Source organism: Variovorax sp. 278MFTsu5.1 (genome assembly GCF_048305045.1).
Taxonomy (GTDB): Bacteria; Pseudomonadota; Gammaproteobacteria; order Burkholderiales; family Burkholderiaceae_C; genus Variovorax; species Variovorax guangxiensis.
On sequence record NZ_CP157622.1, the window covers coordinates 6,016,465 to 6,042,881 of the forward strand.

Here is a 26,417-nt window from a genome sequence, read left to right on the forward strand (position 1 = left end):
AGGTGGATAGATAGAGAGTAGAGAGACCAGGAGACAAGACATGAGAAGCACAACACTCCTCCGACGCCATCTGCGCACCCTGGCCGTGGGGGCGCTCGCGGCATGGGCCGCAGCCTCCGGCCATGCGCAGGGCAGTGCCGACGCGTATCCCGACAAGCCGGTGACGCTGATCGTGCCGACGGCGGCGGCGGGCGGCACCGACACCATCTCGCGGCTGATCGCGGACGCGCTCTCCAAGTCGCTGAAGCAGCCCTTCATCATCGACAACCGCCCGGGCGCCAACGGCATCCTCGGCACCGAACTCGCAGCGCGCGCCACGCCCGACGGCTACAAGCTGCTGTTCACCTACGCGGCGGCGATGGTGGTGAACCCCAGCCTCTACAGGAAGCTGCCCTACGACCCGCTGAAGGACTTCGCGCCGGTGGCGCAGATCGGACGCGGCGGCAACCTGCTGCTGGTGCGGCCGGACCTGCCGGTGAAGACGCTCAAGGAATTCGTCGCCTATGCCAAGGCCCGCCCCGGCAAGCTCAACTATTGCTCGTGGGGCAGCGGCTCCGGCGGCCACCTCGCGATGGAGAGCCTCGGGAAGCAGGCCGGCCTGTCGATGACGCACGTGCCCTACAAGGGCAGCGGCCCCTGCGTGCAGGACCTGATGGGCGGGCAGGTGGATGCGGCCTTCGCCGACATGTCGTCCACGGTGGAGCTGGTGCGCGCCGGGCGCCTGAAGGCGCTGGCCAACAGCGGCCCCTCGCGCATCCCGATGCTGCCCGACGTGCCGACGATGACCGAGGCCGGCTACCCCTTCGGCAATTACTCGTGGTACGGCGTGCTGGCGCCCGCGAAGACGCCGCCGGCCATCGTGAAGAAGCTCAACGCGGCGGTGAACCAGGTGCTGAAGGACCCGGCCGTGGTGCAACGGCTGCGCGAACTGAACTTCACCGACCTGCCGCAGAACACGCCCGAGCAGTTCGCCGCGACGATGCAGAAGGACCTGCACGACTGGAGCGTGCTGGTGAAGGACATCGGGCTCACGCTGGAGTGAAGCCCCGGCCGCGCCCGCCTTACTTGGCCAGCGACTTCAGCGCCAGCTTGATGCCCTCGCTCACCGCCACATCCTTGGGCAGCGCCTTCAGCGCGAGCGCGGCTTCCTTGTCGCTGTAGCCCAGCGCGACCAGCGCCTGCAGGATGTCGGCCTGCGCGTCGGAGGCGGCGTGCGCCGGCAGGCCGATGTCGGCGCCGAGCTTGCCCTTGAGCTCCAGCAGGAGCCGCTCGGCCGTCTTCTTGCCGATGCCCGGGATCTTCACCAGCCGGCCCAGCTCCTGCGTGGTGATCGCCTGCGAGAGCTCGCCTACGCTCATGCCCGAGAGCAGGCCCAGCGCGGTGCGCGGGCCCACGCCGGTGATCTTGATGAGCTGGCGGAAGGCTGCACGCTCTTCCGCCGTGCCGAAGCCGTAGAGAATCTGCGCGTCCTCGCGCACGACGAAGTGCGTGAGCAGCGACACCTTGGTGCCGACGTTCGGCAGGTTGTAGAACGTGCTCATCGGCACGTCGACTTCGTAGCCGACGCCGTTGCAGTCCACCACCACCTGCGGCGGATTGCGCTCCGCCAGAATGCCGGTCAGTTTGCCTATCATTGGCTCCCCCCCGTTGCTTGCTCACTTCGTGTAGCCGCTTCCCCCCTCAAGGGGGCGACACCGGCGGCCCGGCGAAGCCGGTTCCGCGGTGTTCCCCGCCTTGGACTGCGTTTTTTCGAGCGTGGCTGGTCTTGCATAGGGCTGCCGATTAGATGGAAATGGATACCGCGTGATTCTGCGACACACCTTTACCCCCCTGAACAATTCGCGCCTCAGCCACCTGTGCGGCCCTCTGGACGCGCACCTGCGCCGCATCGAGGACGCGCTGGGCGTGAAGATCGCGCACCGCCACGAGCAGTTCAAGGTCGACGGCCCCAAGGCCCCCGCGCAGCGGGCCATGGACGTGCTGCAGGCGCTCTACGAGATCGCCCAGCGGCCTATCGACGCTGCGGTGGTGCAGCTCACGCTGGCCGGCGACGGCGGCATGCTCGAAGGCGACGAGGACGTGGCGATGCTCGTCACCCGCCGCGGCGACCTGCGCCCGCGCACGCCCACGCAGGCGATCTACCTCGACAACATCGCCAAGCACGACATCACCTTCGGCATCGGCCCGGCCGGCACCGGCAAGACCTACCTGGCTGTGGCCTGCGCGGTCGACGCGCTGGAGCGTGCGGCAGTGCAGCGCATCGTGCTGACGCGCCCGGCGGTGGAAGCGGGCGAGCGGCTGGGCTTCCTGCCCGGCGACCTGACGCAGAAGGTCGACCCCTACCTGCGGCCGCTGTACGACGCGCTCTACGACCTGATGGGTTTCGAGAAGGTGCAGAAGGCCTTCGAGCGCAACGCGCTGGAGATCGCGCCGCTGGCCTTCATGCGCGGGCGCACGCTGAACAACGCCTTCGTGATCCTCGACGAGGCGCAGAACACCACGCCGGAGCAGATGAAGATGTTCCTGACGCGCATCGGCTTCGGCGCGCGCGCGGTGGTGACGGGCGACGTGAGCCAGATCGACCTGCCCAAGAACCAGTTGAGCGGCCTGATCGACGCCGAGCGCGTGCTCAAGCGGGTGAACGGCATCGCCATGACGCACTTCACCAGCGCGGACGTGGTGCGCCATCCGCTGGTGGCGAAGATCGTCGATGCCTACGACGGCCAGCGCAAGCGCGCGGGAGGCCACTGAGATGGCGGCATCGAAGCTCCCGGCGCTTTCGCTCTCGCTGCAGTTCGGCCGCTTCAAGGGCGTGGAGCGCCATCGCGCCGCGCTGCCGCGCCACAGCGTGACGCGCTGGATACGCCATGCACTCGACATCGATGGCGAGATCACGGTGCGCATCGTCGATGCCGACGAAGGCCAGCGACTGAACCGCGAGTTCCGCGGCAAGGACTACGCGACCAACGTGCTCACATTCGACTATGCGCAGGGCCCGCTGGTGATGGCCGACCTGGTGCTGTGCGCGCCGGTGGTCGCGCGCGAGGCGAAGGAGAACCGCAAGACGCTGGCCGACCACTACGCCCACCTGCTGGTGCACGGCGCGCTGCATGCGCAGGGCTGGGACCACGAGACCAGCGAGGCCGACGCCGACGAGATGGAGGCGTACGAGATCGAGATCCTCGCGGGGCTGGGCATCCGCAGCCCCTACGGCAAGTAGGCAGCGGGCCGCGGCGCTACGCCGTCATCTGCAGCGGGATCGTGACTGGCCCGTCGTTGAGCAGGTGCACCTGCATGTCGGCGCCGAATTCGCCGGTGGCCACCACCGGGTGCGCGGCGCGGGCCTGCGCCACGAAGTATTCGTAGAGGCGCCGGCCTTCGTCGGGCGGCGCGGCCTGGATGAAGCTGGGGCGGTTGCCGGCGCTCGCATCGGCCGCCAGCGTGAACTGGCTCACCACCAGCAGGCCGCCGCCGATGTCCTGCACGCTGCGGTTCATCTTGCCGGCCTCGTCGGCAAAGATGCGCAGCTTGAGGATCTTGGCGAGCATGCGGTCGGCGAGCGCGTCGACGTCGCCCCGCTCGGCGCACAGCAGCACGAGCAGGCCCGCATCGATGGCGCCGACGGTGCGGCCGGAAATGTCTACGCGGGCATTCGCCACGCGCTGGAGAACGGCTTTCATAGGGGGTGATGTTCGCCGGCCTGGGTGGCGCGGGCTTCCATGGTCAGGGGCAACAGCTGGATGGTGACGCGCAGGCCGGGCACGGCGTCCATGAGCGCCTGCTCGAGTTCGTCGCGCATGCTGGCGGCGTGCTGCAGCGTCCAGTCGCCGGGTACGTGCATGTGCAGGTCGGCAAAGCGGCGCTGGCCGGCGCTGCGCGTGACCATGTCGTCGAAGCGCAGCCGCCTGCCTTCGGGCACGCGGGTAGCGAAGGCGTCGATGGTGGCGCGCACGGTGGCGAGGGTCTCGGGGTCGAGGGCCTTGTCCATCAGGCCCTGCGAGGAGCGCCACACCAGCTTGACGCCCTCGCGGGCGATGTTCAGCGCGACGCCGATGGCCAGCACTGGGTCGAGCCAGAGCCAGCCGGTGAGCATCACGCCGACGATGCCGACCAGCACGGCGGCGGAGGTCCAGACGTCGGCCATCAGGTGGCGGCCGTCGGCCTCCAGGGCGATCGAGCGGTGGGCGCGCGCCGCGCGGAACAGCAGGAAGGCCAGCCCCGCGTTGAAGCCCGAGCTGAGCACCGACAGCGCCAGGCCCCAGCCCAGCTGCTCCAGCGGCTGGGGCGACAGCAGGCGCTGCACCGAGACCCAGAGGATGGCGACGGCGGCCCCGACGATCAGGATGCCTTCGAAGCCCGAGGAGAAATATTCGGCCTTGTGGTGGCCATAGGGGTGGCCATCGTCGGCCGGCCGCTCGGCGATGGTCACCATGGCCAGCGCGAAGACGGCGCTCGCGAGGTTTACGAAGGACTCCATGGCGTCCGAGATCAGGCCCATGGAGTTGGTCATGTAGCCGGCCAAACCCTTGAGCGCGATCGTGATCAAAGCCACGGCAATCGAGGCGCGCAGCAGCGTCTTAGGGGTAAACATCATGCAAATGCCATCAGGAATGGAGCAGGAAGCAACGCGAAAAGCGGTAAAAGACCGCAGAAACAGCCTGAATTATCGGCCTCGTGTCCATATGTAACGCCTTCGCATTAATAATGTTTGGCAAACGTTGCGCAACTGTTATTCGCAGAGAGCCAGATGATGAAAAACCTCGTGACCGCCCTCGGCGGCCTCGCCATCGCGGGAGCCGCCATGCTGGCGCAGGCCCAGACGCCGCCGGCCGCACCCGCGGCCTCCCCCGCGACTGTTCCCGCTCCGGCACCTGCTCCCGCTCCAGCAGCGCCTGCTCCCGCAGCAGCCGTGCCGGCTCCAGTGCCCGCCGCTGCCGCCGCCAAGGCCGATCTCCAGGCCGGCTTCGTGAAGTCGGTGCGCGGCAACGTCCAGCTGCTCAACGGCGCGGGCGCCGCCCGCACCGCCAGCCCCGGTGACGCGCTGGGCGCCGTGGACCGCATCGTGACCGGCCCCGACTCCTCCGCCGCCGTGGTGCTGCGCGACGACACGACGCTGGTGGTCGGCCCCTCCTCGCGGCTCGATCTCAAGGAATTCCATTTCGACGGCACCACGCGCGAGGGCGGCATCCTGCTGTCGCTGCTGCGCGGCTCGATGCGCATGATCACCGGCCTCATCGGCAAGACCAACCCCGACGCGGTTCGGGTCGAGACGCAGACCGCCACCATCGGCATACGCGGCACCGACTTCATCGTGCAAGCCGACGGCCAGCCATGATGAAGACGCAGATGCCGAAACTCCAATCCTCCCGTTTCCCCTCCCTTCTCGCGGCCACGCTGGCCGCAGCGCTTCTGGCCGCCTGCTCCACGCCCGGCACGCGTGTGGTGCTGCTGCCGCAGGCCGACGGCAGGCCCTCGGCGGTGGTGGTTCGCGCCAAGGACGGCGAGGAAGTGCTCTCCACGCCCTACCAGCGCGCCACGGCCGCGGTCGGCGCCAAGGGCGCACCGGTGGTCGACAACGTCGATCCGGCCAAGGTGCAGGCGGAGAACAAGCCGCTGTTCGACATGCGCCCGCCCCCGCCGCAGCGCTACACGGTGTACTTCGAACTCGGCGGCACCACGCTGACGGCGGCGTCGCAGCAGATCATGAGCGAGGCGCTGGCGGCGGCGCTGGCGCGCAGCGGCGGCGACATCGTGGTCACCGGCCACACCGACACCAAGGGCAACGGCGACCAGAACGACGAGTTGTCGCGCCGCCGCGCGCAGGAAGTGGCCCAGCTCTTCGTGGAGCGCCAGTTCCCGGCCAACCGCATCGAGGCCGTGGGCCGCGGCGAACGAGACCTCGCCATCCAGACCGCCGACGACGTGGACGAGCCGCGCAACCGGCGCGTCACCATCGAGGTCCGCTAATTAGATATGAGAGGGATCGAGCAGGTCGCCCCGGAGGGCGATCAGTTCAGGGTCACGCGCGCGAACTTGCGCTTGCCGACCTGAACCACGTAGCTGCCTGCAGGCAGCTTCAGCGCCTTGTCGCTGACCACGGTGGAATCGATGCGCACGCCGCCACCGTCGATCAGGCGGTTGCCTTCCGAGGTCGAGGGCGCGAGGTTCGCCTGCTTGAGCACCTGGGCGATGCCCAGCGGGGCGCCCGAGAGCGACACCTCCGGAATCTCGTCCGGCACGCCGCCCTTGCTGCGGTTGATGAAGTCCTGCTCGGCCGCATCGGCCACCGCCGCGCTGTGGAAGCGGGTGGTGATTTCCTTGGCCAGCGCGACCTTGGCGTCCTTCGGGTTGCGCCCACCCTCCACCTCGGCCTTCAGCGCCGCGATCTGCTCCAGCGACTGGAAGCTCAGGAGCGTGTACCAGCGCCACATCAGGTCGTCGGAGATCGACAGCACCTTGGCGAACATGGTGTTGGCGTCTTCGCTGATGCCGATGTAGTTGTTCTTGCTCTTGGACATCTTCTCGACGCCGTCGAGCCCTTCCAGCAGCGGCATAGTGAGGATGCACTGCGGTTCCTGGCCGTATTCCTGCTGGAGATGGCGGCCGACGAGCAGGTTGAACTTCTGGTCGGTGCCGCCCAGCTCCAGGTCACTCTTGAGCGCGACCGAGTCGTAGCCCTGCATCAGCGGGTAGAGGAATTCGTGCACCGAGATCGACTGGCCGGCCTTGAAGCGCTTGTTGAAATCGTCGCGCTCCATCATCCGGGCCACCGTGTACTTGGCGGCCAGCTGGATCATGCCGCGGGCGCCCAGGGGGTCGCTCCATTCGGAGTTGTAGCGGATCTCGGTCTTCTCGGGATCCAGCACAAGGCTGGCCTGCTTGTAGTAGGTCTGGGCGTTGGCCTCGATCTGCTCGCGGGTGAGCGGCGGGCGGGTACTGTTGCGGCCGGAGGGGTCGCCGATGGTGGTGGTGAAGTCGCCGATCAGGAAGATCACCCGGTGGCCCAGGTCCTGCAGCTGGCGCATCTTGTTGAGCACCACGGTATGGCCGACGTGAATGTCCGGCGCGGTGGGGTCCAGGCCCAGCTTGATGCGCAGCGGGGTTCCGGTGGCTTCGGAGCGCTGGAGCTTGCGCACCCATTCGTCCTGCGGCAGCAGCTCGTCGGCGCCCCGGAGGGAGATTTCGAGCGCGCGTCCTACACTATTCGAGAGGCTCATGGATGTAACAGAATCGGCCTTTACGGGCTTTTTTAGCTGATTTTTGGGGTGCCGAAGCTATACTCAGCCCGACTTTTCTAGCGCCGAATTCTAAGCGGCGCTCTTTCCGCACCGTCTCCTGCCGCCCTGAACGTTACTGGGCCTTGCAGCACGGACCTGCAGAACCTGAGCTGGAATTCATAGTTTGATCAACGGCATCCTTGCCGCCGAGGAGCTTCTCGCTTCCCGCGTGGCTTACACATTCCGGACGTACCCCAGGCAGATCACCGCGATCATCGCGGGCGCGCTGCTGAGCGCCGGCACCCTCGCGGTGGCCTCCCTGGGCCCCGACGCATCCGACCTCCCCGTCCACCAGATCCTCGAAGCCACGGCGCCCGTCTCGTTCGCCGACCAGAGCGAATCGCTCGAGAACTTCAGCTTCACCCTCTTCCGCACCGACGTCACCCGCTCCAGCGACACGGCCGATGCGCTCATGAAGCGCCTGGGCATCTCCGACCCGGCCGCCACCGCCTTCGTGCGCGGCAGCGTCGAGGCCCGCAACGCGCTCTTCTCGCGTGCCGGCCGCACCGTGACGGCCGAGGCCACGCAGGAAAACCAGCTCAAGAAGCTCAGCGCCCGCTGGATTCCCGACGGCGACGGCGGCTTCAAGCGCTTCGTCATCGAGCGCACGCCCACCGGCTTCTCGGGCGTCACCGAGCGCGATTCGCTCACCCCCGGCACGCGCCTGGCGAGCGGCACCATCCGCACCTCGCTCTTCGCCGCCACCGACGACTCGCGCATCCCCGACGCAGTGGCCAGCCAGCTCGCGGACATCTTCGCGGGCGACGTCGACGTGCGCAACCTGCGCAAGGGCGACCGCTTCGCCGTGGTGTACGAGACCTTCGAAGCCGACGGGCAGGCGCTGCGCAGCGGCCGCGTGCTGTCGGCCGAGTTCGAGAACAACGGCAAGATCCACCAGGCCGTCTGGTTCCAGCCCCCGGGCGCGGGCCAGAAGGGCAGCTACTACCGCCCGAACGGCGACAGCCTGCGCAAGGCCTACCTGGCGACGCCGGTCGAGTTCTCGCGCGTGTCCAGCGGCTTCGCGATGCGCATGCATCCGATCCTGAACAGCTGGCGCCAGCACAACGGCATCGACTACGCAGCGCCCACCGGCACCTCGGTGCGCTCGGTCGGCGACGGCACGGTCGACTTCGCCGGCACGCAGAACGGCTACGGCAACATCGTCATCATCAACCACCGCAACAACCAGCAGACGGCATACGCTCACCTGAGCCGCATCGACGTCAAGGCCGGCCAAGCGGTGAGCCAGGGCCAGACGGTCGGCGCGGTGGGCTCCACCGGCTGGGCCACCGGCCCGCACCTGCACTTCGAATTCCGCGTGGGCGGCGTCTACCAGGACCCAGCCTCCATCGCACAGGAAGGCGGTGCTCCGATCACCGCCGCCATGCGTCCCGCCTTCGAGCGCGTTGCCGTGGGCGCGCGCACCGAGCTGGCCGCGGCCTTCTCCGTCATCCAGGCCAGCGCCGACTGACCTCCCGGCGATGGCGGCCGAGGAGCTTTTCATCGGCCTCATGTCGGGCACCTCGCTCGACGGCGTCGATGGCGTGCTAGCCGACTTTTCGGGCGGCCGCATCGCGGTCAAGTCCTACGCCACAGCCCAGTTTCCGGTGGCACTGCGCGCCGAGCTGCTGGCGCTGAACACGCCGGGCGACAACGAACTCCACCGCGCGGCGCTGGCCGGCAACGGCCTGGCCCGCGCCTACGCCGGCGTCGTCGCCCAGCTGCTGGCCGACAGCGGCACCGATGCCGGCGCGATCACCGCCATCGGCGCGCACGGCCAGACCGTGCGGCACCGGCCGCTCGAGTTCGACGAAGTCGGCTACACGCTGCAGATCAACAACCCCTCGCTGCTGGCCGAGCTGAGCGGCATCGACGTGGTGGCCGACTTCCGCAGCCGCGACCTCGCGGCCGGCGGCCAAGGCGCACCGTTGGTGCCGGCATTCCACCGCGCGCTGTTCGGCAGGCCGGACGAGACGGTTGCGGTGCTGAATATCGGAGGCATTTCCAACCTGAGCCTGCTGCCGGCCACCAACCGGCCGGCAGGCGCGCCCACGGTGCTCGGCTTCGACTGCGGCCCCGGCAACGCGCTGATGGACCACTGGTGCCAGGCCCATCAGGGCCAGCCCTTCGACCGCGGCGGCCAGTGGGCGGCCAGTGGAAAGGTGCTGCCCGGCCTGCTCGCGCAGCTTCTGGCCGACCCGTATTTCGCCCGGACCCCGCCCAAGAGCACCGGCCGCGACCTGTTCAACCCCGCCTGGCTGGCCGCGCAGCTCGGCACCGCGGCCATGGCGCCCGAAGACGTACAGGCCACGCTGGCCGAACTGACCGCGCATGCTTGCGCGGCGGACCTCAAGAGCTACGGAAAAGATAGCAAGCTGCTGATCGTCTGCGGCGGCGGCGCGCTGAACGACCACCTGCTCGCCCGGATGCGCGCCCTGCTGCCAGGCGTGACGGTCGCGGCTTCCACCGATCACGGGCTGCCGCCCCTGCAGGTCGAGGCCGCCGCCTTCGCCTGGCTTGCCCGCGCAACGGTGCGCCGCGAGCCGGGCAACCTCGCCAGCGTGACCGGCGCGCGCGGCGCCCGGGTGCTGGGCGCGATCTACCCCGCCTGACCCGATCAGCCCTGGCCGGAAACCTCCGGCTGCGCCGGGTGCGGCGCACGCACCTCCGAGGGCAGATGCCAGAAGATGAGCGCGGAAGCGATCGTGATGAGCCCCATGGTCGCAAAAGTCGCCTGGAAGGCATCCAGCGTATGGGCCGGCGTGTCGGTGCCGAAGACACCGTTGTAGCCCGCCAGCACCGCGCCCGCGGCGGCCACGCCCATGCTCATCGCGAGCATCTGCACCATCGACAGCAGGCTGTTGCCGCTGCTGGCCGTGCTGCCGTCCATGTCCTTCAGCGTGATGGTGTTCATGGCCGTGAACTGCAGCGAATTGACCGCGCCGAAGGCCAGCAGCTGCAGCACGTGCAGCGCCATCGGCTGGCCCGGCGCCGTGAGCCCGAAACTGGCCATGGTGCAGCCGACGAGGATGGTGTTGACCACCAGCACCTTGCGGTACCCATGGCGGGTGATCAACGGCGTGGCGAAGCGCTTCATGGCCATGCCGGCCAGCGCGATCGGCAGCATCATCAGCCCGGCGTGCACCGGCGAGTAGCCCATCGACACCTGCAGCAGCAGCGGCACCAGGAAGGGCATGCAGCTGCTGCCCAGCCGCGAGAACAGGTTGCCGATCAGGCCGATGCTGAGCGTGGGCACGTGGAAGAGCGAGGGCGCGAACAGCGGCTCGGGCGTGCGCGCGGCGCGCAGCCAGTAGCCGGCGATGCTCGCGAAGCCGAAGATCAGCACCACCATCACCCCGCCCTGGCGCAGGCCCACGCCGTCGAGCGCGAGCGAAATCGCCACCATGCCGAAGGCCAGCATCGCGTAGCCCACGCTGTCGAAGCGCTTGAGCGCCGCGCCCCGCAGGTCGGGCATGTACTTCAGCGTGGCGATGCAACCGGCCAGCCCCACGGGCACGTTGATCAGGAAGATCCAGTGCCAGGAGGCGTACTGCACCAGCCACCCGCCCAGCGTGGGGCCCAGCAGGGGCCCGATCAGCCCCGGGATGGCCACGAAACTCATCGCCTGGAGAAACTCCCCGCGCGGCACCGTGCGCAGCAGCGACAGCCGCCCGACAGGCAGCAGCAGCGCTCCGCCGAGCCCCTGCACCACCCGCGCCGCCACCAGCTGGCCCAGGCTGTGCGACAGCGCGCACAGCACCGAGCCCAGCGCGAACAGCACGATGGCCGAAAAGAAGATGCGCCGGGTGCCGAAGCGGTCGGCGATCCAGCCCGAGGCGGGGATCAGCATCGCCATGGTGAGCGCGTAGGCCACCACCACCGACTGCATGCGCAGCGGACTCTCGCCCAGGCTCGCGGCCATCGCGGGCAGCGCCGTGTTGATGATGGTCGCGTCGAGCGTCTGCATGAAGAAGCCGACGGCCACGAGCCACAGCAGGCTCCTGCGAACGGGTTGATCGGCGGGCTCAGCCTCGGGAGTCGTCATGGCGCGAAAGGAAACGGGAACGAAAAAGCCGCCCGAAGGCGGCTTTCTGGGGGGAGGCTGGTCAGCGGCATCCAGGCATCAGGCCGAGAAACTCGACCCACAGCCGCAGGTGCTGGTGGCGTTCGGGTTCTTGATCACGAACTGGGCGCCTTGCAGGTCTTCCTTGTAGTCGATCTCTGCGCCGACCAGGTACTGGTAGCTCATGGCATCGATGAGGAGCGACACACCGTTCTTGGTCATGGTGGTGTCGTCTTCGTTGGTGATCTCGTCGAAGGTGAACCCGTACTGGAAGCCGGAGCAGCCGCCACCCTGCACGAACACGCGCAGCTTGAGGTCGGGGTTGCCTTCTTCGGCGATCAGGTCGGCCACCTTGGCTGCCGCGCTGTCGGTGAAGATGATCGGCTCGGGCATCTGGGTCTGGATGTTTTCGGCTACGGCGCTCATGGGCTAATAACTCCTTGGGGGGCCGGATGTGCGGCCAATGAAACGAATCCTACTGCAATGACGCGATCCCGGCAGGCCATGGCCGGCTCGCACCCCATTGCAAGTGGGGTCGGAGCAACCCGGTACCAGGGGCCTCCAACGAAAAAGCCGCCCGAAGGCGGCTCTTGTTCGCTCGCAGGAAGCGGATCAGCGCTTGCTGAACTGCTTGCGGCGACGGGCGGAGTGCAGACCGACCTTCTTACGTTCGACTTCACGTGCATCGCGCGTGACGTAGCCAGCCTGGCTCAGCACCGACTTCAGCGCTGCGTCGTAGTCGATCAGCGCGCGGGTGATGCCGTGGCGGGTAGCGCCGGCCTGGCCCGATTCGCCGCCGCCGTGCACGTTGACCATCACGTCGAAGGTTTCGAGGTTGTTGGTCAGCGCGAGGGGTTGCTTCGCGATCATGATCGAGGTTTCACGGCCGAAGAAATCCTGGATGTCCTTGCCGTTGACCGTGATCTTGCCCGAGCCCTTTTTCAGAAACACGCGGGCGACGCTCGATTTGCGACGGCCGGTGCCATTGTTCCATTCACCAATCATTCTCAAGGCTCCTTAGATTTCCAGCGTCTTGGGCTGCTGGGCGGCGTGCGGGTGCTCAGCACCACCGTACACCTTGAGTTTCTTGATCATTGCGTAACCGAGCGGGCCCTTGGGCAGCATGCCCTTGACAGCCTTTTCCAGGGCGCGGCCCGGGTGCTTCGATTGCATGTCGCGGAAGTTCGTCGCCGTGATACCGCCCGGGTAGCCCGAGTGACGGTAGTACACCTTGTCGATGGACTTGGCGCCGGTGACGCGCAGTTGCGATGCGTTGATGATGACGATGAAGTCACCGGTATCGACGTGAGGCGTGTAAATGGCCTTGTGTTTGCCGCGCAGACGGAGAGCAACTTCGCTGGCTACTCGTCCGAGGACCTTGTCGGTCGCGTCAATCACAAACCACTCGTGCGTCACGTCAGCGGGCTTTGCGCTGAACGTTTTGGTCATGAGTTTTCTCTTGAAAAGAGGGTTTGGCGGGCCCTTTTCCACGGTCGGCGTTCCTCTGACGGGAATCTCTTAGGTGGGTTTCGAAGTCTTCGCCGCGGGGCCACAAAAACGCTGCGAAGCCCGTGATTATACGAAGAATGGCCCTGGGCGGGCAAATTCGCCCGTATCCAGCCCCAACACCGTTACCATCCTCCCCCTATGTTCAGTTACCGCCACGCCTTCCATGCCGGCAACCACGCCGACGTGCTCAAGCACACGGTGCTGATTGCCACGCTCGACCACCTGCTCGAAAAAGAGGCGGCGCTGACGGTCGTCGACACCCACGCCGGCGCCGGCCTCTACCGCCTGGACGGCGACTACGCCGGCACCAGCGGCGAGGCGGCAGACGGCGTCCTGCGCCTTCTTTCGGACAAGAAAGAGCCCGCCACGCTGGCTCCTGCGACAAAGCCTGCTATCAAAAAGGCAGCACCCGAAGCCGAAGCCCCGCTGGCCGACGCCATTGCCCGCTACCTGAGCGTGATCAGCGACTTCAATCCCAAGGGCGGCGCCCGCGTCTACCCCGGCTCGCCCTTCATCGTGCAGCACCTGCTGCGCGACCACGACAAGCTCAAGCTGTTCGAGCTGCACCCCACCGACGCGCGCACCCTGGACGCCAACATCGCCCAGCTCGAGGCCGGCCGCCAGATCGCCGTGCTGCGCGAGGACGGCTTCGGCAGCGCCACCAAGTTCCTGCCGCCGCCGTCGCGCCGCGCGCTGGTGCTGATGGACCCCAGCTACGAAATGAAGACCGACTACGGCCGCGTGCTCGACTTCATGGCCGAGGCGCTCAAGCGCTTCGCCACCGGCACCTATGCGGTCTGGTATCCGATCATTCCGCGCCCCGAGGCGCACGATCTGCCTCGCCGGCTCAAGACGATGGCGACGAAGGCCGGCAAGTCGTGGCTGCACGCCACGCTGACGGTCAAGTCCAGCAAGATCACGAAAGATGCCGCCTCGGGTGAAACGCACCGGCCGGGCCTGCCGGCCAGCGGCATGTTCCTGATCAACCCGCCCTACACGCTGAAGCCGATGCTGGCGGCCGCACTGCCGCAGCTGGTGGAGCGCCTGGGCCAGGACCGCAACGCCGCCTTCTCGCTCGATTCGGGCGGCTGAGCCGGCCGAATCTCCCAACCTTTACTTGCGACGCCGGGGCGGTACCGCCGCCTTGCGCCGAACCGGAACCGGTGCCCGCGCCCGTTGCTGCGACGGCTCGCTCGACGCCGCCGGCGCCGCTGCATCGCCGGCTTCCACCGGCAAGCCGCCGCAGCGCATGCCGTCGCGGTCGACGACCGTCAGCGCCACCTGCTTGATGCCCAGCCCCGTCAGGCCGATGCGGTCGGCCGCCGCGCGGCTCAGGTCGATCACCCGGCCTGCCGCGTACGGCCCGCGGTCGTTGATGCGCACCAGCACCTCGCTGCCGTTGACGAGGCTGCGAACGCACACGCGCGTGTTGAAGGGAAGGGTCTTGTGCGCCGCCGTCATGGCGGTCATGTCGAAGCGCTCGCCGCTGGCGGTCTTGCGCTGGTGGAACTGGATGCCGTACCACGAGGCGCCGCCGCGCTCGAAGATCTCGCGCGGCCCGTCGTCGGGCACGCCGTCGTCCGGCGCCTGCTCGCCCGTGCCCGAGACAGCGAGGTCATAGCGCACCGCCGGCACGCTGGAGCGCGCGGCCGCGCCCGGAGGCACCGCGATGGCGCGAGGCAGGGGCAGCAATTTCGCGTTGCCCTCGGCGTCGGTCGCAGGCGGCATGGCGCATCCCGCGAGAACGCAGGTCGCCGCGGCAAGCGCCGCCCGAAGCCCCGCGCGCCCTCTCAATCGAGGCGCTCCAGCACAGCCAGCGTGGCCGCCGACTGGTTCATCGTGTAGAAGTGCAGCGCCGGTGCGCCGCCTTCCTGCAGGCGCGCGCACAGGTCGGTGACCACGTCGAGGCCGAAGGCCTTGATCGACGCCGTGTCGTCGCCGAAGCCCTGCAGCCGCAGGCGGATCCAGCGCGGAATCTCGGCGCCGCAGGCGTCGGAGAAGCGCATGAGCTGCGTCGAGCTCGTGATCGGCATGATGCCCGGCACGATCGGGGTGTCGAGCCCGAGCTTGCGCACGTCGTCGACGAAGCGGAAGTACGCCTCGGGGCTGAAGAAGTACTGCGTGATCGCCGAATCAGCGCCCGCCTTCACCTTGGCGGCGAAGGCCTGCAGGTCGGCCTCGGGCGAGCGGGCCTGCGGGTGGATCTCGGGGTAGCAGGCCACCTCGATGTGGAAGTCGCGGCCGGTCTCCTCGCGGATGAAGCCGACGAGGTCGCTCGCGTACTGGAACTCGCCGCCGATGCCGTAGCCGCTGGGCAGGTCGCCGCGCAGGGCCACCAGGCGCTTGACGCCCATGGCCTTCAGCTCGGCGAGCTGCTCGCGCACGGTGGCGCGCGTGGCGCCGATGCACGAGAAGTGGCTCGCGGCGTCCACGCCCTCGGCCAGGATCTCCTGCACCGCGCCGAAGGTGCCCTGGTGCGTGGAGCCGCCCGCGCCGTAGGTGACCGAGCAGAACTGCGGCTTGCGCGCATAGAGCTGCTGGCGCACCGCACGCAGCTTGACCGCGCCTTCGGGCGTCTTGGTCGGGAAGAATTCGAAACTCAACGGAAGGCGCACCTGCGTCTCCTTAGGAACCGTTCGCGCGCACGGCGCGCTCGGCATGAATGAAAAACTCGCGGTTGCCGTCGCCACCGGCGATCGGGCTGTCGAACCACTGCAGCACCCGCAGGCCGAGCGCCTCGCAGGCATCGCGCAGGCGCTTCTCGACCACCGCGTACATCGACTCGTCTCGCACGATGCCGCCCTTGCCGACCTGGCCCGGTTGCAGCTCGAACTGCGGCTTGACCAGCATCAGCAAGCGGCCCTCGTCGGCCAGAAACTCGACCACCGCCGGCAACACCAGCGTGAGCGAGATGAAGGACAGGTCACCCACGACCAGGTCGAAGCGCGACTCGCCCTCCTCGCCCAGATCGTCGGCCGAGAGAGCGCGCGCATTGACGCCCTCGATGGCCACCACGCGCTCGTCCTCGCGCAGCCGCGCATGCAGCTGCCCATGGCCGACGTCGACGCCCACCACCCTGGCGGCGCCGCGCTGCAGCAGGCAATCGGTGAAGCCGCCGGTCGACTGGCCCACGTCGAGGCACAGCTTGCCGGCGGCGTCGATACCGCTCGCCGCCAGAGCGCCTTCGAGCTTGAGCCCGCCGCGCGACACGTAGCGCGCTTCCGCCGCGTCGAGCAGCTCGAGCTCGGCCGATTCGGGCACGTCGTCCTTGTTCTTGACGACGTCGCGCCACGCGTCGCCCGAGCCCGCATCACGCCAGCGCAAGCCGCCGGCAATGAGCCGCACGGCCTGCGAACGCGATGCGGCAAGGCCGCGCTCCACCAGCAACTGATCGGCGCGCATGCGTTGGCTGTCGCCGCTCAGTAGCGGTAGGTGTCCGGCTTGTAGGGGCCGTTCTTGTCCACGCCGATGTAGGCGGCCTGCGTGTCGGTCAGCTCGGTGAGCATGGCGCCGACCTTCTTCAGGTGCAGGCGCGCGACCTTCTCGTCGAGGTGCTTCGGCAGCACGTAGACCTTGCCGGCCTGGTAGGCGTCGGGCTTGGTGAACAGCTCGATCTGCGCGATGGTCTGGTTCGCGAACGACGACGACATCACGAAGCTCGGGTGGCCCGTGCCGCAGCCCAGGTTCACGAGACGGCCCTTGGCCAGCAGGATGATCTTCTTGCCGTCGGGGAACTTGATGTGGTCGACCTGCGGCTTGATCTCTTCCCACTCGTACTTCTCGATTGAAGCGACGTCGATCTCGTTGTCGAAGTGGCCGATGTTGCAGACGATGGCCTGGTCCTTCATGGCGGCCATGTGCTCGTGGCGGATCACGTCGCGGTTGCCGGTGGTGGTCACGAAGATGTCGGCCTTGTCGGCGGCGTATTCCATCGTCACGACCTTGTAGCCTTCCATGGCGGCCTGCAGGGCGTTGATCGGGTCGATCTCGGTCACCCACACCTGCGCCGACAGCGCGCGCAGCGCCTGGGCCGAGCCCTTGCCCACGTCGCCGTAGCCGGCCACGCAGGCGATCTTGCCGGCGATCATCACGTCGGTGGCGCGCTTGATGCCGTCCACCAGCGACTCGCGGCAGCCGTACAGGTTGTCGAACTTGCTCTTGGTGACCGAGTCGTTCACGTTGATGGCGCGGAACAGCAGCGTGCCCTTGGCCGACATTTCGTTCAGGCGGTGCACGCCGGTGGTGGTTTCTTCGGTCACGCCGATGATCTCGGCCGACTTGCGGGTGTACCAGGTGCCGTCGACGGCCAGCTTGGCCTTAATGGCGGCGTAGAGGATGCGCTCTTCCTCGCTGGTCGGGTTGGCGAGCACGCTCTGGTCCTTCTCGGCGCGCTGGCCCAGGTGCATCAGCAGCGTGGCGTCGCCGCCGTCGTCCAGGATCATGTTCGGGCCTTCGCCCTTCGAGCCCTTGGCGCCGAAGTCGAAGATGGCGTGGGTGTAGTCCCAGTAGTCCTTGAGCGACTCGCCCTTGATCGCGAACACCGGCGTGCCCTTCTCGGCGATGGCGGCGGCGGCGTGGTCCTGCGTCGAGAAGATGTTGCACGAGGCCCAGCGCACCTGCGCGCCCAGCGCCTGCAGCGTCTCGATCAGCACGGCCGTCTGGATGGTCATGTGCAGCGAGCCGGTGATGCGCGCGCCCTTCAGCGGCTGCGACTTCGAGAACTCCTCGCGGATGGCCATCAGGCCGGGCATCTCGGTTTCCGCGATGCGGATTTCCTTGCGGCCCCAGGCGGCGAGGGACAGGTCGGCGATCGCCTGGTCGGCGGTCGAAACGGGGGTGGGTTTGAGAACAGCGCTCATGGGAACTCCAACAAAACTGGTTTGAAGATGCCGCTGCGTACGGAAAAAGACTCACCGCAAGAACAGCGGGTGAGCGTCGTTGCGATGTGGTCCGAGCCTCACGCCTGATGGCGCTGCAACGCTCCTCGGAGCGGCGGATTGTAGACGGGGCACGAGCGGGCGCCAATGCTCGGGGTTTGGCCGGCATTTGTCATCCCCGGCATGTCATTGACCTCTGGTTACGATTTCAACAGGTTCGGTTCAGGAGCCGCCGGCTTGCTGCCGAGCCCACTTGAAAACAAAAGGACACGACATGAGGAAGAGGATGACGAGGTATCTCGCGAGCTGGGGCATGGTCGCCTTGCTGGCGGCCTGCGGAGGGGGCGGAGGAGGAGGAGGCTCCGGCCTCTCGCTGTCGTCGGGCGGCAGCGGGAAACCCGAGGTCGCGGCAGCCAAGACCCTGGGCACGCCCGACGCGCGCAACGGCAGCTACCGCGTCTACGCGGCCAACGGCACGCAGCAGCAGCTCTCGGTCGATTTCGACGCCGGCAGCTACACGATGACGGACAACCTCGGCGCGGCCGAGTCCGGCACCTTCGCCGAAGACTTCACCGAGCCCGGCACCTACGTGTTCGCGAGCGGCCGCATCACCACCGCGGCCAACACCTCGCGCTTCCGCGTGACCACCGACACCATCGTCGGCGCCTTCCCGTTCCAGACCGCGTACTCGAGCCCCGCTGCCTACGCCGCGCAGCCCTTCGTGGCGGCGCGCGACTTCGTCACCACCGCCGCGCTGATCGACGGCACCTACAACCGCTTCAGCATCACGCGCAGCCCCGGCGGCGTGCAGGACTCGACGATCCTCTCGATGCGCCTGTCGGGCAGCGGCACGGTGCTGGAGTTCTGCAACGACTCGATCATCTACAAGATCGACCTCTGCCCCGCCGCCTCGAAGCGCACCTACGCCGTCACGCCGGGCGTCGACGATGCCTGGGTCGCCACCAACGTGGCCAACAGCAGCGACGTCGCCAACTTCCGCGTGGCGCGCATCGGCGGGCAGAACGTGTACCTCGGCGGCGGCGTCAGCGTCTCGCCGGCCCAGCAGTTCATGCGCATCGGCCTGCCCGAGTCTTCGAGCTGGCCGACCACGCGCGGCATCGGCTCATCGACCACGGGCAGCTGGGGCACGAACCTGATCAGCACCACCAGCTCGGTGCGCACCTCCACCGGCACGGACGACACCTTCGGCACCCTCACGATGCCGGTGGACAGCACGGCCTACACGAACCAGCCCCTGGGCATCCGCGGCGTCAACTTCACCGGCGCGAGCAAGTACTTCGCGATGCAGGTCGGCGAGCTGTCGGTGCTGGTCGGCGCACGCAACAACACCGCCACGCAGGGCTACATCCAGCTCAACCTGATCGACACCGGCGCCACGCCCGACGCGCGCAACGGCCGCTACAAGGTCTACGCTACCAACGGCTCGCGGCAGACGCTGGCGCTGAACCTCGACAGCAAGCGCTACGAGATGACCGATGCCGCCGGCGCCGTCGCGTCGGGCAGCTTCGCGGAGGACACCACGGAAGCCGGCAGCTTCGTCTTCGACAGCAGCCGCATCACGAGCCCCGCGAACACGGCGCGCTTCCGCTTCACGACCGACACCGTGGTCGGCGCGTTCCCGTTCGCGGTCGCGCAGGTCACACCCGAGAGCTACGCCGTACGGCCCTTCGTGGCATCGCGTGCGCTGGTGAAGGCTCAGGTGTCCCTCGACGGCACCTACAACCGGCTGGGCATCAACATGACGGCCACCGGCGGCGACTCGTCGATCACGCAGATCCAGATCACCAACGGCGGCACCTTGCTCTACCTGTGCAACGACAACGTGATCTACCGGATCGACAACTGTCCTTCCGCATCCGTGCTGACGTACACCGTGTCGGCTGGCACCACCGTGGACACCTGGCGCATCGTGAACGTGGCCAATCCGTCGGACAACGGCACCTTCGCGGTCGCGCGCGTCGGAGGCGAGAACATCTACCTCTCGGCCGGCAACGTGGCGTCGACGCCCCCGAGGTCGGTGTTCCGCATCGGCCTGCCCGAACGCGCCACATGGCCCACCGTCATCGCGCGCGGCGGCGCCACCAGCGGCGGCTGGGGCAGTACCGGCCTCGACGCTTCGTACTACACGCGCACCCAGACGCTGCCCGACGGCACCAGCGCCACGCTCGCCGCGACGCTGGGTTCGATGGGCACGAACGGCCCGCTCAACATGCGCGCGGCGACCTTCACCGGCCCGAACTACCACTTCGCCAGCCAGAGCAGCAAGCTCTTCGCGATGGTCGGCTCGCGCAACCCGGCCACGGCCGGCGCGATGGAGATCGACCTGATCGACTGACGCCGCGGGCGCTTCGCCTAAAGGCCAGGAAGGCCGCATGCCGCGCTCGTGGCATGCGGCCTTTTTTCATTGCTCATTCAGGCCTAAGACGGCCGCCTGCACGTTTCGCCGACGCGACGTACATTGGCCGGCCCACAGCCCCTCCCCTGAAAAGCCAACATGCAGATCCACTCCTCCAGCACGCCCAGGACCTTGCTCTCGGCCCTTGCTGCCGCCGCCGGCCTGACCGCCGCCCTGCTTCCGGCCATCGCGTCCGCCCAGAGCGCCGACACCGTCCGCATCCGCGGCACTCTCGTGCGCGTCGATGCGAACACCCTGGTCGTGCAGGACCGCACCGGCGAGGTCGTCTCGCTCGCGCGCCCGGCCGACCTGTCGGTATCCGAGGTCTATCCGGTCAAGCTCTCGGACATCAGGCGCGGCAGCTTCATCGGCACCGCCGCCATGCCGCAGGCCGACGGCACGCAGAAGGCGCTCGAAGTGGTCGTGTTCCCCGAGGCCGCGCGCGGCACCGGCGAAGGCCATCGTCCATGGGACCTGCTGCCCGAAAGCACCATGACCAACGCCACCGTCGCCGACCTGGCCGCGGCGCCGAAGTCGGTACGCGGCGGCCAGCAGCTGCACCTGACCTACAAGGGTGGAGAGAAAACCGTCGTGGTGCCGCCCGACGTGCCGGTGGTCACCTTCCGACCCGGCACCGATGCGCTGCTGGTACCCGGCGCCCGGGTGCTGGTCAATGCGCAGGAGAAGAACGGTACGCCCACGGCCTTGCGCGTGACGGCCGGGCGCAACGGCTTCGCGCCGCCGATGTAGCCCCGAAGCCGGCAACGAACGCGGGCACGCACCCAAGGGAAATCCCGCAGGCATTTTTGTCGCTGCGGCGACCTCCGGCGCACCGGCGCGGCGTATCGTGGCGAGGGATTTTTGCCGTCAGGCTGGTCCTCGCCATCCAAACGTCCACCGTCACAGGAGATTCCGCACCATGGCCACTGCCAAGAAAGCCGCCGCCAAGAAGACCACCGCCAGCAGCAGCACCAGCACCGCCGGCGCGAAGAAGGCGGCGCCCGATGCCGCGGACATGCTCAATCCGCTGAAGGGCATGGCCGACCGGCTGCAGAGCCTCAACCTGACCGGTGGCGCCGGCAAGCTGCTGGAAAGCGGCCGCAAGGACCTGGCGGCGCTGATGGAGGCCAACGAGAAGTCGTACAAGGGCCTGCAGACCGTCGTGCAGCGGCAGACGGAAATGATCAAGAGCGCCATCTCCGAGTGGCAGACCGCCGCCAAGGAAATGCCCGGCAAGGACCCGAAGGAAAACCTCGCCAAGCTCGACGAGCTCGGCCGCCAGTCGTTCCAGCGCGCCATCGACGACATCAAGGAGCTGGCCAACCTCGCCGCCAAGTCGCAGGCCGATGCCTTCGACGTGGTGCGCCAGCGCATCCAGGCGAACGTGGACGAAGTGACGAAGATGCTGCAGCGCAAGTAATACGCTTGCGCGCCCGGCCATGACCGCAGCCCCGCCCCGCGTCGAACAACGCACGCGCGCCAACGGCATCGAGCTGGCCTGGGACAGCTTCGGCGATCCGGCCGCCGAGCCGCTGCTGCTGGTCATGGGCCTCGGCGCGCAGATGGTGGCGTGGGACGACGCCTTCTGCGCCCGGCTCGCCGAGGCCGGCGGGCACCGCGTGATCCGATTCGACAACCGCGATATCGGCCATTCGACGCACCTCACGCTGCTGGGCGTGCCCGACATCCAGGCGCTGATGGCGCAGGCGATGGCCGGGCTGCCGCTGCGAGCGCCCTACGACCTGCGCGACATGGCGGCCGACTGCGTCGGGCTGCTCGACGCGCTGGGCATCGCCCGGGCGCACATCGTGGGCGCCTCGATGGGCGGCGCCATCGGGCAGGAGCTGTGCATCCACCATCCGCAGCGCATGCTGTCGTTCACCAGCATCATGTCGAGCACCGGCGCGCCGGGACTGCCGCCGCCCACGCCCGAGGCGATGGCAGTGCTGTTCTCGCCGGCGCCGACCACCTTCGCGGCCTACCAGGCGCACTACGCGAAGGTGTGGCGCGTGCTGCGCGGACCCGGCAGCTTTCCGCTCGACGAAGCGCGCGACGCCGAGAAGGCGCAGCTCGTCTTCCTGCGCGGGCTCAACCCGGCCGGCGTGGCGCGGCAGCTCGCTGCCATCCTCGCCTCGGGCAACCGCAAGCCCGCGCTGCGCAACGTGCGCGTGCCCACGCTGGTGATCCACGGCGACGACGACCCGCTGGTGCCGGTGGCCTGCGGCGTCGACGTGGCCGATGCGATAGCGGGCTCGCAGCTGCTGCGCATCCCCGGCATGGGGCATGCGTTGCCGATCCCGATGTGGCCGCAGATCGTCGACGCCATCGCGGCGCACACGGCGCGGCACCCAGGCGACTGAAGCAGAAGAAACAACAAGGCGACAAGGGAGCATCCGCCATGACGAACAAGTTCTCCCCTCTCGACCCGATGGCCATGTGGCGCGAACTCACGGCCCAGTGGGAAAAAAGCACCAACGAGTTCGCCAACGAGACCATGGCCTCGGACCCGTTCCGCCAGGGCATGCATGGCGGCATGAACGCCTCGCTCACCGCGCAGAAGGCGCTGGGCGAGCTGATGGCGCGCTATCTCACGATGCTGAACCTGCCGACGCGCGCCGACCTGCAAGTGCTGGGCGAGCAGCTGCAGCGCATCGACGATCATCTGGCGCGCATTGCCCGCGCCGTGGAGGGCGGGCCCGCTTCCTCCGCTGCGGCAGCGCCAGGACCGCGCCGCACCCGGCAGCCTCCGAAGGCAGCACCTGCAGAACCTGCGGCGGCGCCCGCCACCCCGCGCCGCACGCGCAAGCCCCCGGCAGGAAAGCGCCAGGCATGAGCACCACCGCCGACACGCCCTTCGCCCTGCCCGACATCGCGGTCGACATGGCCGCCGAGATCGAGCGCGCGATCCAGCGCAACCTCAAGGGCCTGGACTTCCTCACCACCGCCGCGCCCGCCGTCGGCCAGACGCCCAAGGACGAGATCCACCGGCGCGGCACGCTGAGCCTGTACCACTACCGGCCCATGGCCGACGAGATCTACCGCGTGCCGCTGCTGATCGTGATGGCGACCACCAACCGCGGCTACATCCTCGACCTCGCGCCGGGCCAGAGCATGGTCGAGCACCTGCTGCTGCAGGGCTACGACGTCTACATGATGGACTGGAACGCGCCGCGCCCGCAGGAGAAGTACCTGCGCATCGAGGACTACGTGCTCGACTTCATCCCCGATTCCATCCGCCGCGTGCAGGAGCGCTCGGGCGAGGAAGACGTCACGCTCGTAGGCTACTGCATGGGCGGCGTGCTCTCCACGCTCTACGCCGCGCTGCATCCCGGCGGGCCGATGAAGAACCTCGCGCTCTTCACCACGCCCATCGACTTCAGCCGCATGAAGCTGTTCCACGCGTGGTCGGACCGCCGGTATTTCGACGTCGACCGGCTCATCGACACCGTGGGCAACGTGCCGCCCGAGATGCTCTTCACCTCCTTCGACATGCTGCGCCCCGCCGGCCGCAGCGCGGGCATGGTGCAGCTGTGGGACAACATGGACAACGACGAATTCGTCAAGTCGTACCGCATGTTCGACCGCTGGGGCAACGAGATGCTGCCGCTGGCCGGCGAGTACTTCCGCCAGACCGTCAAGGAGCTCATGTGGGGCAACAAGCTGCACAAGGGCGAGCTGGTGCTCGACGGGCAGAAGGTGCAGCTGAACAACATCAAGGTGCCGGTGCTGCACGCGCTCGCGCAGCACGACCACATCGTTCCCTACGAGGCCGGGCAGCCGCTCGTGGCCGGCGTCGGCTCCACCGACAAGGAGGAGGTGGTGCTCAAGGGCGGCCACGTCAGCCTCGCCGCCGGGCCCAACGCGGTGCGCCGGCTGTGGCCCAAACTGGACGAATGGCTTGGAGTGCGATCGACATGAGCATCACCACCGTGACCGACTCCTTCTCGCGGACCTACCCGCGCACCGTGACCAGCAGCGAGGGCAGCATCGTCCTGCGCCTGATGGCCGCCGAAGACGCCGATGCCGTGCTCGCCTTCGCGCAGGCCCTCCCGGCGCACGACCTGCTCTTTTTGCCGCGCGACATCACCCAGCCCAAGGTGATGAACGCCTGGGTGCGCGCCATCGAGCGCGGCGACATCGACAGCGTGCTCGCGGTGCGCGAAAAGGCCGTGCTCGGCTGCGCGGCGGTCATCCGCGATCCGCACTCCTGGTCGAGCCACGTCGCCGAACTGCGCGTGCTCGCCGCGCCCGAGCTGCGCGGCAGCGGCCTGGGCCACAAGCTCGCGCGCGAAGCCTGCGCGCTGGCCATCGAGCGCGGGGCCGAAAAGCTCGTCGCCCGCATGACCGTCGACCAGCGCGGCGCCATCGCGGTCTTCCAGGCCCTGGGCTTCAAGCCCGAGGCGCTGTTGGGCAAGCACGTGAAGGACCGCCAGGGCATGGCGCACGACATCGTGGTGCTGAGCCAGGACGTGGCGCGGTTCGAGGCGCAGATGCGGGCGTACGGGATGAACGAGGCGCTCGGGGGCTGAAATGCCCCTGGAACGGGGGCGGCGGGGCCGGAAACCGCCGGCCTTTTAAAATCGCGGATTCCCCCCGCAGATTGCCCACCTTGTCTTTCGTAGCCGAAACCCGCCGCCGCCGCACCTTCGCGATCATTTCCCACCCTGACGCCGGCAAGACCACGCTGACTGAAAAGCTGCTGCTCTTCTCCGGCGCGATCCAGATCGCCGGCTCGGTGAAGGCGCGCAAGGCCTCGCGCCATGCCACCTCCGACTGGATGGAGATCGAGAAGCAGCGCGGCATCTCGGTGGCCTCGTCGGTGATGCAGATGGTGTACCGCGACCACGTCATCAACCTGCTGGACACGCCGGGCCACAAGGACTTCTCCGAAGACACCTACCGCGTGCTCACCGCCGTCGACTCGGCGCTGATGGTGATCGACGCGGCCAACGGCGTGGAAGCGCAGACGCGGCGGCTGATCGAGGTCTGCCGCCAGCGCGACACGCCCATCATCACCTTCGTCAACAAGATGGACCGCGAAGTGCGCGAGCCGCTGGACATCCTCGACGAGGTGGAGCGCGAGCTGGGCATGCCCTGCGTGCCCATGACCTGGCCGGTGGGCCAGGGCAAGAGCTTCCGCGGGATCATGAACCTGCGCACGCAGGCGATGACAGTGTTCGAGTCGGGCAGCGAGCGCCTGCCGCAGGACTTCGAGACCATTCCGCTGAGCGAGCGCGATACGCTGGTCGAGCGCTTCGGCGCCGACTTCGAGACCGCCATGGAAAGCATGGAGCTCGCCACCGGCGCATCGCCCGCCTGGGACCGCGAGGCCTTCCTGGCCGGCAAGCAGACGCCCGTGTTCTTCGGCTCCGGCGTGAACAACTTCGGCGTGATGGAAGTGCTCGACGCGCTGGTCGACCTGGCGCCCTCGCCACGTTCGCGCACCAGCACCACCCTGGTCAACCGCCAGCCGGTGACCAAGGAGATCCAGCCCGAGGACAAGGACTTCGCGGGCGTGGTCTTCAAGGTGCAGGCCAACATGGACGCCAACCACCGCGACCGCATCGCCTTCGTGCGCATGGCCTCGGGCAAGTACACGCCGGGCATGAAGCTGAAGGTGCAGCGCACCGCCAAGGAACTGCGCCCCACCAGCGTCGTGACCTTCATGAGCCAGCGCCGCGAGGCAGTGGAAGAGGCCTACGCGGGCGACATCGTGGGTTTCACCACCCACGGCGGCGTGCAGCTGGGCGACACCATCACCGATGGCGCCAGCCTGCAGTTCACAGGCCTGCCCTTCTTCGCGCCCGAGCTCTTCATGACCGTGATCCTGAAGAACCCGCTGCGCACCAAGCAGCTGCAGCAGGGTCTGGCCCAACTCGGCGAGGAAGGCGCGATCCAGGTGTTTCGCCCCGAGATCGGCGGCCCGATGCTGCTGGGCGCGGTCGGCCAGCTGCAGTTCGAAGTGGTGCAGCACCGCCTGAAGGCCGAGTACGACGCCGACGTGCGCCTCGAAGGCTGCCAGTACACCGGCGCACGCTGGATCACGGCCGACACGCCCGCCGAGCTGCGCGAGTTCGTCAACGCGTACCCGCAGCGCATGGCGAAGGACGCGGCGGATACGCTGGCCTTTTTGTGCACGTCACCTTACGACGTGCGGCTGGCGCAGGAGCGGTTTCCGAAGATCCACTTCCATCCGCTGCGCGAGCATGCGGGGCTGGCGCTGCAGAGCGCGGGGTAAAGAGACGGGATCGGGCAGCCGAACGCAGAAGGAAGAC

The 26,417-nt window shown here is 68.1% G+C and carries 28 protein-coding genes and 1 riboswitch; of the genes, 16 read left to right on the forward strand and 12 right to left on the reverse strand.

Annotated elements, in window-relative coordinates; translation table 11 throughout:
- Positions 1–40: 40 nt before the first annotated feature.
- Positions 41–1,042, forward strand: a complete 1,002-nt coding sequence (locus ABL844_RS27990; protein WP_418129701.1) for a Bug family tripartite tricarboxylate transporter substrate binding protein — start codon at positions 41–43, stop codon at positions 1,040–1,042.
- A gap of 19 nt (positions 1,043–1,061) precedes the next feature.
- Here the strand turns inward: ABL844_RS27990 and ruvA are convergent, their stop codons facing one another.
- Complete coding sequence (ruvA, locus tag ABL844_RS27995; protein ID WP_126023684.1) at positions 1,062–1,634, reverse strand: Holliday junction branch migration protein RuvA; 573 nt, start codon at positions 1,632–1,634, stop codon at positions 1,062–1,064.
- Between the two features lie 169 nt (positions 1,635–1,803).
- Between ruvA and ABL844_RS28000 the strand changes: the two genes are divergently transcribed.
- The gene (locus ABL844_RS28000; RefSeq protein ID WP_184640862.1) at positions 1,804–2,751 is read left to right on the forward strand and encodes a PhoH family protein; all 948 of its coding nucleotides are present in this window, start codon (positions 1,804–1,806) and stop codon (positions 2,749–2,751) included.
- Position 2,752: 1 nt separating this feature from the next.
- Positions 2,753–3,220, forward strand: coding sequence for an rRNA maturation RNase YbeY (gene ybeY / locus ABL844_RS28005; RefSeq protein ID WP_418118006.1), 468 nt, complete (start codon positions 2,753–2,755; stop codon positions 3,218–3,220).
- A 16-nt stretch (positions 3,221–3,236) separates the two neighbouring features.
- Here ybeY and dtd read toward each other — a convergent pair whose 3' ends face one another.
- Together dtd and ABL844_RS28015 are read right to left on the reverse strand one after the other, a co-directional pair.
- Entirely contained in the window at positions 3,237–3,680 is a 444-nt protein-coding gene (dtd, locus tag ABL844_RS28010; protein ID WP_126023687.1) for a D-aminoacyl-tRNA deacylase, read from the reverse strand.
- Positions 3,677–4,594 carry a cation diffusion facilitator family transporter gene (locus tag ABL844_RS28015; protein ID WP_369660735.1) on the reverse strand — a complete coding sequence of 306 codons (918 nt, stop codon included), beginning with the start codon at positions 4,592–4,594 and terminating at the stop codon, positions 3,677–3,679. Before ABL844_RS28015 ends, dtd begins: the two co-directional genes overlap by 4 nt.
- A 153-nt stretch (positions 4,595–4,747) precedes the next feature.
- Between ABL844_RS28015 and ABL844_RS28020 the strand changes: the two genes are divergently transcribed.
- Both ABL844_RS28020 and ABL844_RS28025 read left to right on the forward strand, forming a co-directional pair.
- Positions 4,748–5,335, forward strand: coding sequence for a FecR family protein (locus tag ABL844_RS28020; RefSeq protein WP_184640865.1), 588 nt, complete (start codon positions 4,748–4,750; stop codon positions 5,333–5,335).
- 11 nt (positions 5,336–5,346) lie between these two features.
- Positions 5,347–5,967, forward strand: a complete 621-nt coding sequence (locus ABL844_RS28025) for an OmpA family protein (RefSeq protein ID WP_369660734.1) — start codon at positions 5,347–5,349, stop codon at positions 5,965–5,967.
- A gap of 41 nt (positions 5,968–6,008) precedes the next feature.
- On the opposite strand, the gene tyrS is transcribed toward ABL844_RS28025, so the two are convergent.
- A complete protein-coding gene (tyrS, locus tag ABL844_RS28030; RefSeq protein ID WP_418129702.1) occupies positions 6,009–7,217 on the reverse strand; it encodes a tyrosine--tRNA ligase in 1,209 nt (402 codons plus the stop codon).
- 184 nt (positions 7,218–7,401) lie between these two features.
- Here tyrS and ABL844_RS28035 point away from each other — a divergent pair, with 184 nt between their 5' ends.
- Both ABL844_RS28035 and ABL844_RS28040 read left to right on the forward strand, forming a co-directional pair.
- On the forward strand, positions 7,402–8,748 hold the full coding sequence (locus tag ABL844_RS28035; protein WP_126023692.1) for a M23 family metallopeptidase: 1,347 nt from the start codon (positions 7,402–7,404) through the stop codon (positions 8,746–8,748).
- Between the two features lie 10 nt (positions 8,749–8,758).
- On the forward strand, positions 8,759–9,889 hold the full coding sequence (locus ABL844_RS28040; RefSeq protein ID WP_418129703.1) for an anhydro-N-acetylmuramic acid kinase: 1,131 nt from the start codon (positions 8,759–8,761) through the stop codon (positions 9,887–9,889).
- 5 nt (positions 9,890–9,894) lie between these two features.
- Here the strand turns inward: ABL844_RS28040 and mdtD are convergent, their stop codons facing one another.
- The 4 genes from mdtD to rplM form a co-directional block, all read right to left on the reverse strand.
- A complete protein-coding gene (gene mdtD / locus ABL844_RS28045; protein ID WP_126023694.1) occupies positions 9,895–11,322 on the reverse strand; it encodes a multidrug transporter subunit MdtD in 1,428 nt (475 codons plus the stop codon).
- Between the two features lie 78 nt (positions 11,323–11,400).
- Positions 11,401–11,766, reverse strand: coding sequence for an iron-sulfur cluster insertion protein ErpA (erpA, locus tag ABL844_RS28050; protein ID WP_019656358.1), 366 nt, complete (start codon positions 11,764–11,766; stop codon positions 11,401–11,403).
- Between the two features lie 186 nt (positions 11,767–11,952).
- On the reverse strand, positions 11,953–12,345 hold the full coding sequence (gene rpsI, locus ABL844_RS28055; RefSeq protein ID WP_126023695.1) for a 30S ribosomal protein S9: 393 nt from the start codon (positions 12,343–12,345) through the stop codon (positions 11,953–11,955).
- A gap of 12 nt (positions 12,346–12,357) precedes the next feature.
- Complete coding sequence (gene rplM / locus ABL844_RS28060) at positions 12,358–12,789, reverse strand: 50S ribosomal protein L13 (protein ID WP_019656360.1); 432 nt, start codon at positions 12,787–12,789, stop codon at positions 12,358–12,360.
- Between the two features lie 198 nt (positions 12,790–12,987).
- On the opposite strand from rplM, the gene ABL844_RS28065 reads away from it, so the two are divergent.
- Positions 12,988–13,941 (forward strand): 23S rRNA (adenine(2030)-N(6))-methyltransferase RlmJ, encoded by a 954-nt coding sequence (locus ABL844_RS28065; RefSeq protein ID WP_184640869.1) that lies wholly within the window; start codon positions 12,988–12,990, stop codon positions 13,939–13,941.
- 21 nt (positions 13,942–13,962) lie between these two features.
- Here ABL844_RS28065 and ABL844_RS28070 read toward each other — a convergent pair whose 3' ends face one another.
- The 4 genes from ABL844_RS28070 to ahcY form a co-directional block, all read right to left on the reverse strand.
- The gene (locus tag ABL844_RS28070; protein WP_184640870.1) at positions 13,963–14,577 is read right to left on the reverse strand and encodes a septal ring lytic transglycosylase RlpA family protein; all 615 of its coding nucleotides are present in this window, start codon (positions 14,575–14,577) and stop codon (positions 13,963–13,965) included.
- A 62-nt stretch (positions 14,578–14,639) separates the two neighbouring features.
- Positions 14,640–15,464 carry a methylenetetrahydrofolate reductase [NAD(P)H] gene (gene metF, locus ABL844_RS28075; RefSeq protein ID WP_184640871.1) on the reverse strand — a complete coding sequence of 275 codons (825 nt, stop codon included), beginning with the start codon at positions 15,462–15,464 and terminating at the stop codon, positions 14,640–14,642.
- A 10-nt stretch (positions 15,465–15,474) separates the two neighbouring features.
- Positions 15,475–16,251 (reverse strand): TlyA family RNA methyltransferase, encoded by a 777-nt coding sequence (locus ABL844_RS28080; RefSeq protein WP_184640872.1) that lies wholly within the window; start codon positions 16,249–16,251, stop codon positions 15,475–15,477.
- A 17-nt stretch (positions 16,252–16,268) separates the two neighbouring features.
- Positions 16,269–17,708, reverse strand: coding sequence for an adenosylhomocysteinase (ahcY, locus tag ABL844_RS28085; RefSeq protein ID WP_418129704.1), 1,440 nt, complete (start codon positions 17,706–17,708; stop codon positions 16,269–16,271).
- Between the two features lie 64 nt (positions 17,709–17,772).
- Positions 17,773–17,841: riboswitch (S-adenosyl-L-homocysteine riboswitch) on the reverse strand.
- 171 nt (positions 17,842–18,012) lie between these two features.
- Between ahcY and ABL844_RS28090 the strand changes: the two genes are divergently transcribed.
- From ABL844_RS28090 to ABL844_RS28125, 8 genes are all read left to right on the forward strand, one after another.
- Entirely contained in the window at positions 18,013–20,082 is a 2,070-nt protein-coding gene (locus tag ABL844_RS28090; protein ID WP_418129705.1) for a hypothetical protein, read from the forward strand.
- Positions 20,083–20,241: 159 nt separating this feature from the next.
- Positions 20,242–20,892 carry a hypothetical protein gene (locus ABL844_RS28095; protein WP_418129706.1) on the forward strand — a complete coding sequence of 217 codons (651 nt, stop codon included), beginning with the start codon at positions 20,242–20,244 and terminating at the stop codon, positions 20,890–20,892.
- 169 nt (positions 20,893–21,061) lie between these two features.
- Entirely contained in the window at positions 21,062–21,562 is a 501-nt protein-coding gene (gene phaP, locus ABL844_RS28100; RefSeq protein WP_126023703.1) for a TIGR01841 family phasin, read from the forward strand.
- A gap of 19 nt (positions 21,563–21,581) precedes the next feature.
- Complete coding sequence (locus ABL844_RS28105; RefSeq protein WP_418129707.1) at positions 21,582–22,502, forward strand: alpha/beta fold hydrolase; 921 nt, start codon at positions 21,582–21,584, stop codon at positions 22,500–22,502.
- 38 nt (positions 22,503–22,540) lie between these two features.
- Positions 22,541–22,975 (forward strand): hypothetical protein, encoded by a 435-nt coding sequence (locus ABL844_RS28110; protein WP_418129708.1) that lies wholly within the window; start codon positions 22,541–22,543, stop codon positions 22,973–22,975.
- Complete coding sequence (locus ABL844_RS28115) at positions 22,972–24,060, forward strand: alpha/beta fold hydrolase (RefSeq protein WP_418129709.1); 1,089 nt, start codon at positions 22,972–22,974, stop codon at positions 24,058–24,060. Before ABL844_RS28110 ends, ABL844_RS28115 begins: the two co-directional genes overlap by 4 nt.
- Positions 24,057–24,671, forward strand: coding sequence for an N-acetyltransferase family protein (locus ABL844_RS28120; protein WP_418129710.1), 615 nt, complete (start codon positions 24,057–24,059; stop codon positions 24,669–24,671). The genes ABL844_RS28115 and ABL844_RS28120 overlap by 4 nt, the downstream gene beginning before the upstream one ends.
- A gap of 80 nt (positions 24,672–24,751) precedes the next feature.
- Positions 24,752–26,380 carry a peptide chain release factor 3 gene (locus tag ABL844_RS28125; protein ID WP_418122854.1) on the forward strand — a complete coding sequence of 543 codons (1,629 nt, stop codon included), beginning with the start codon at positions 24,752–24,754 and terminating at the stop codon, positions 26,378–26,380.
- Positions 26,381–26,417 lie beyond the last annotated feature (37 nt).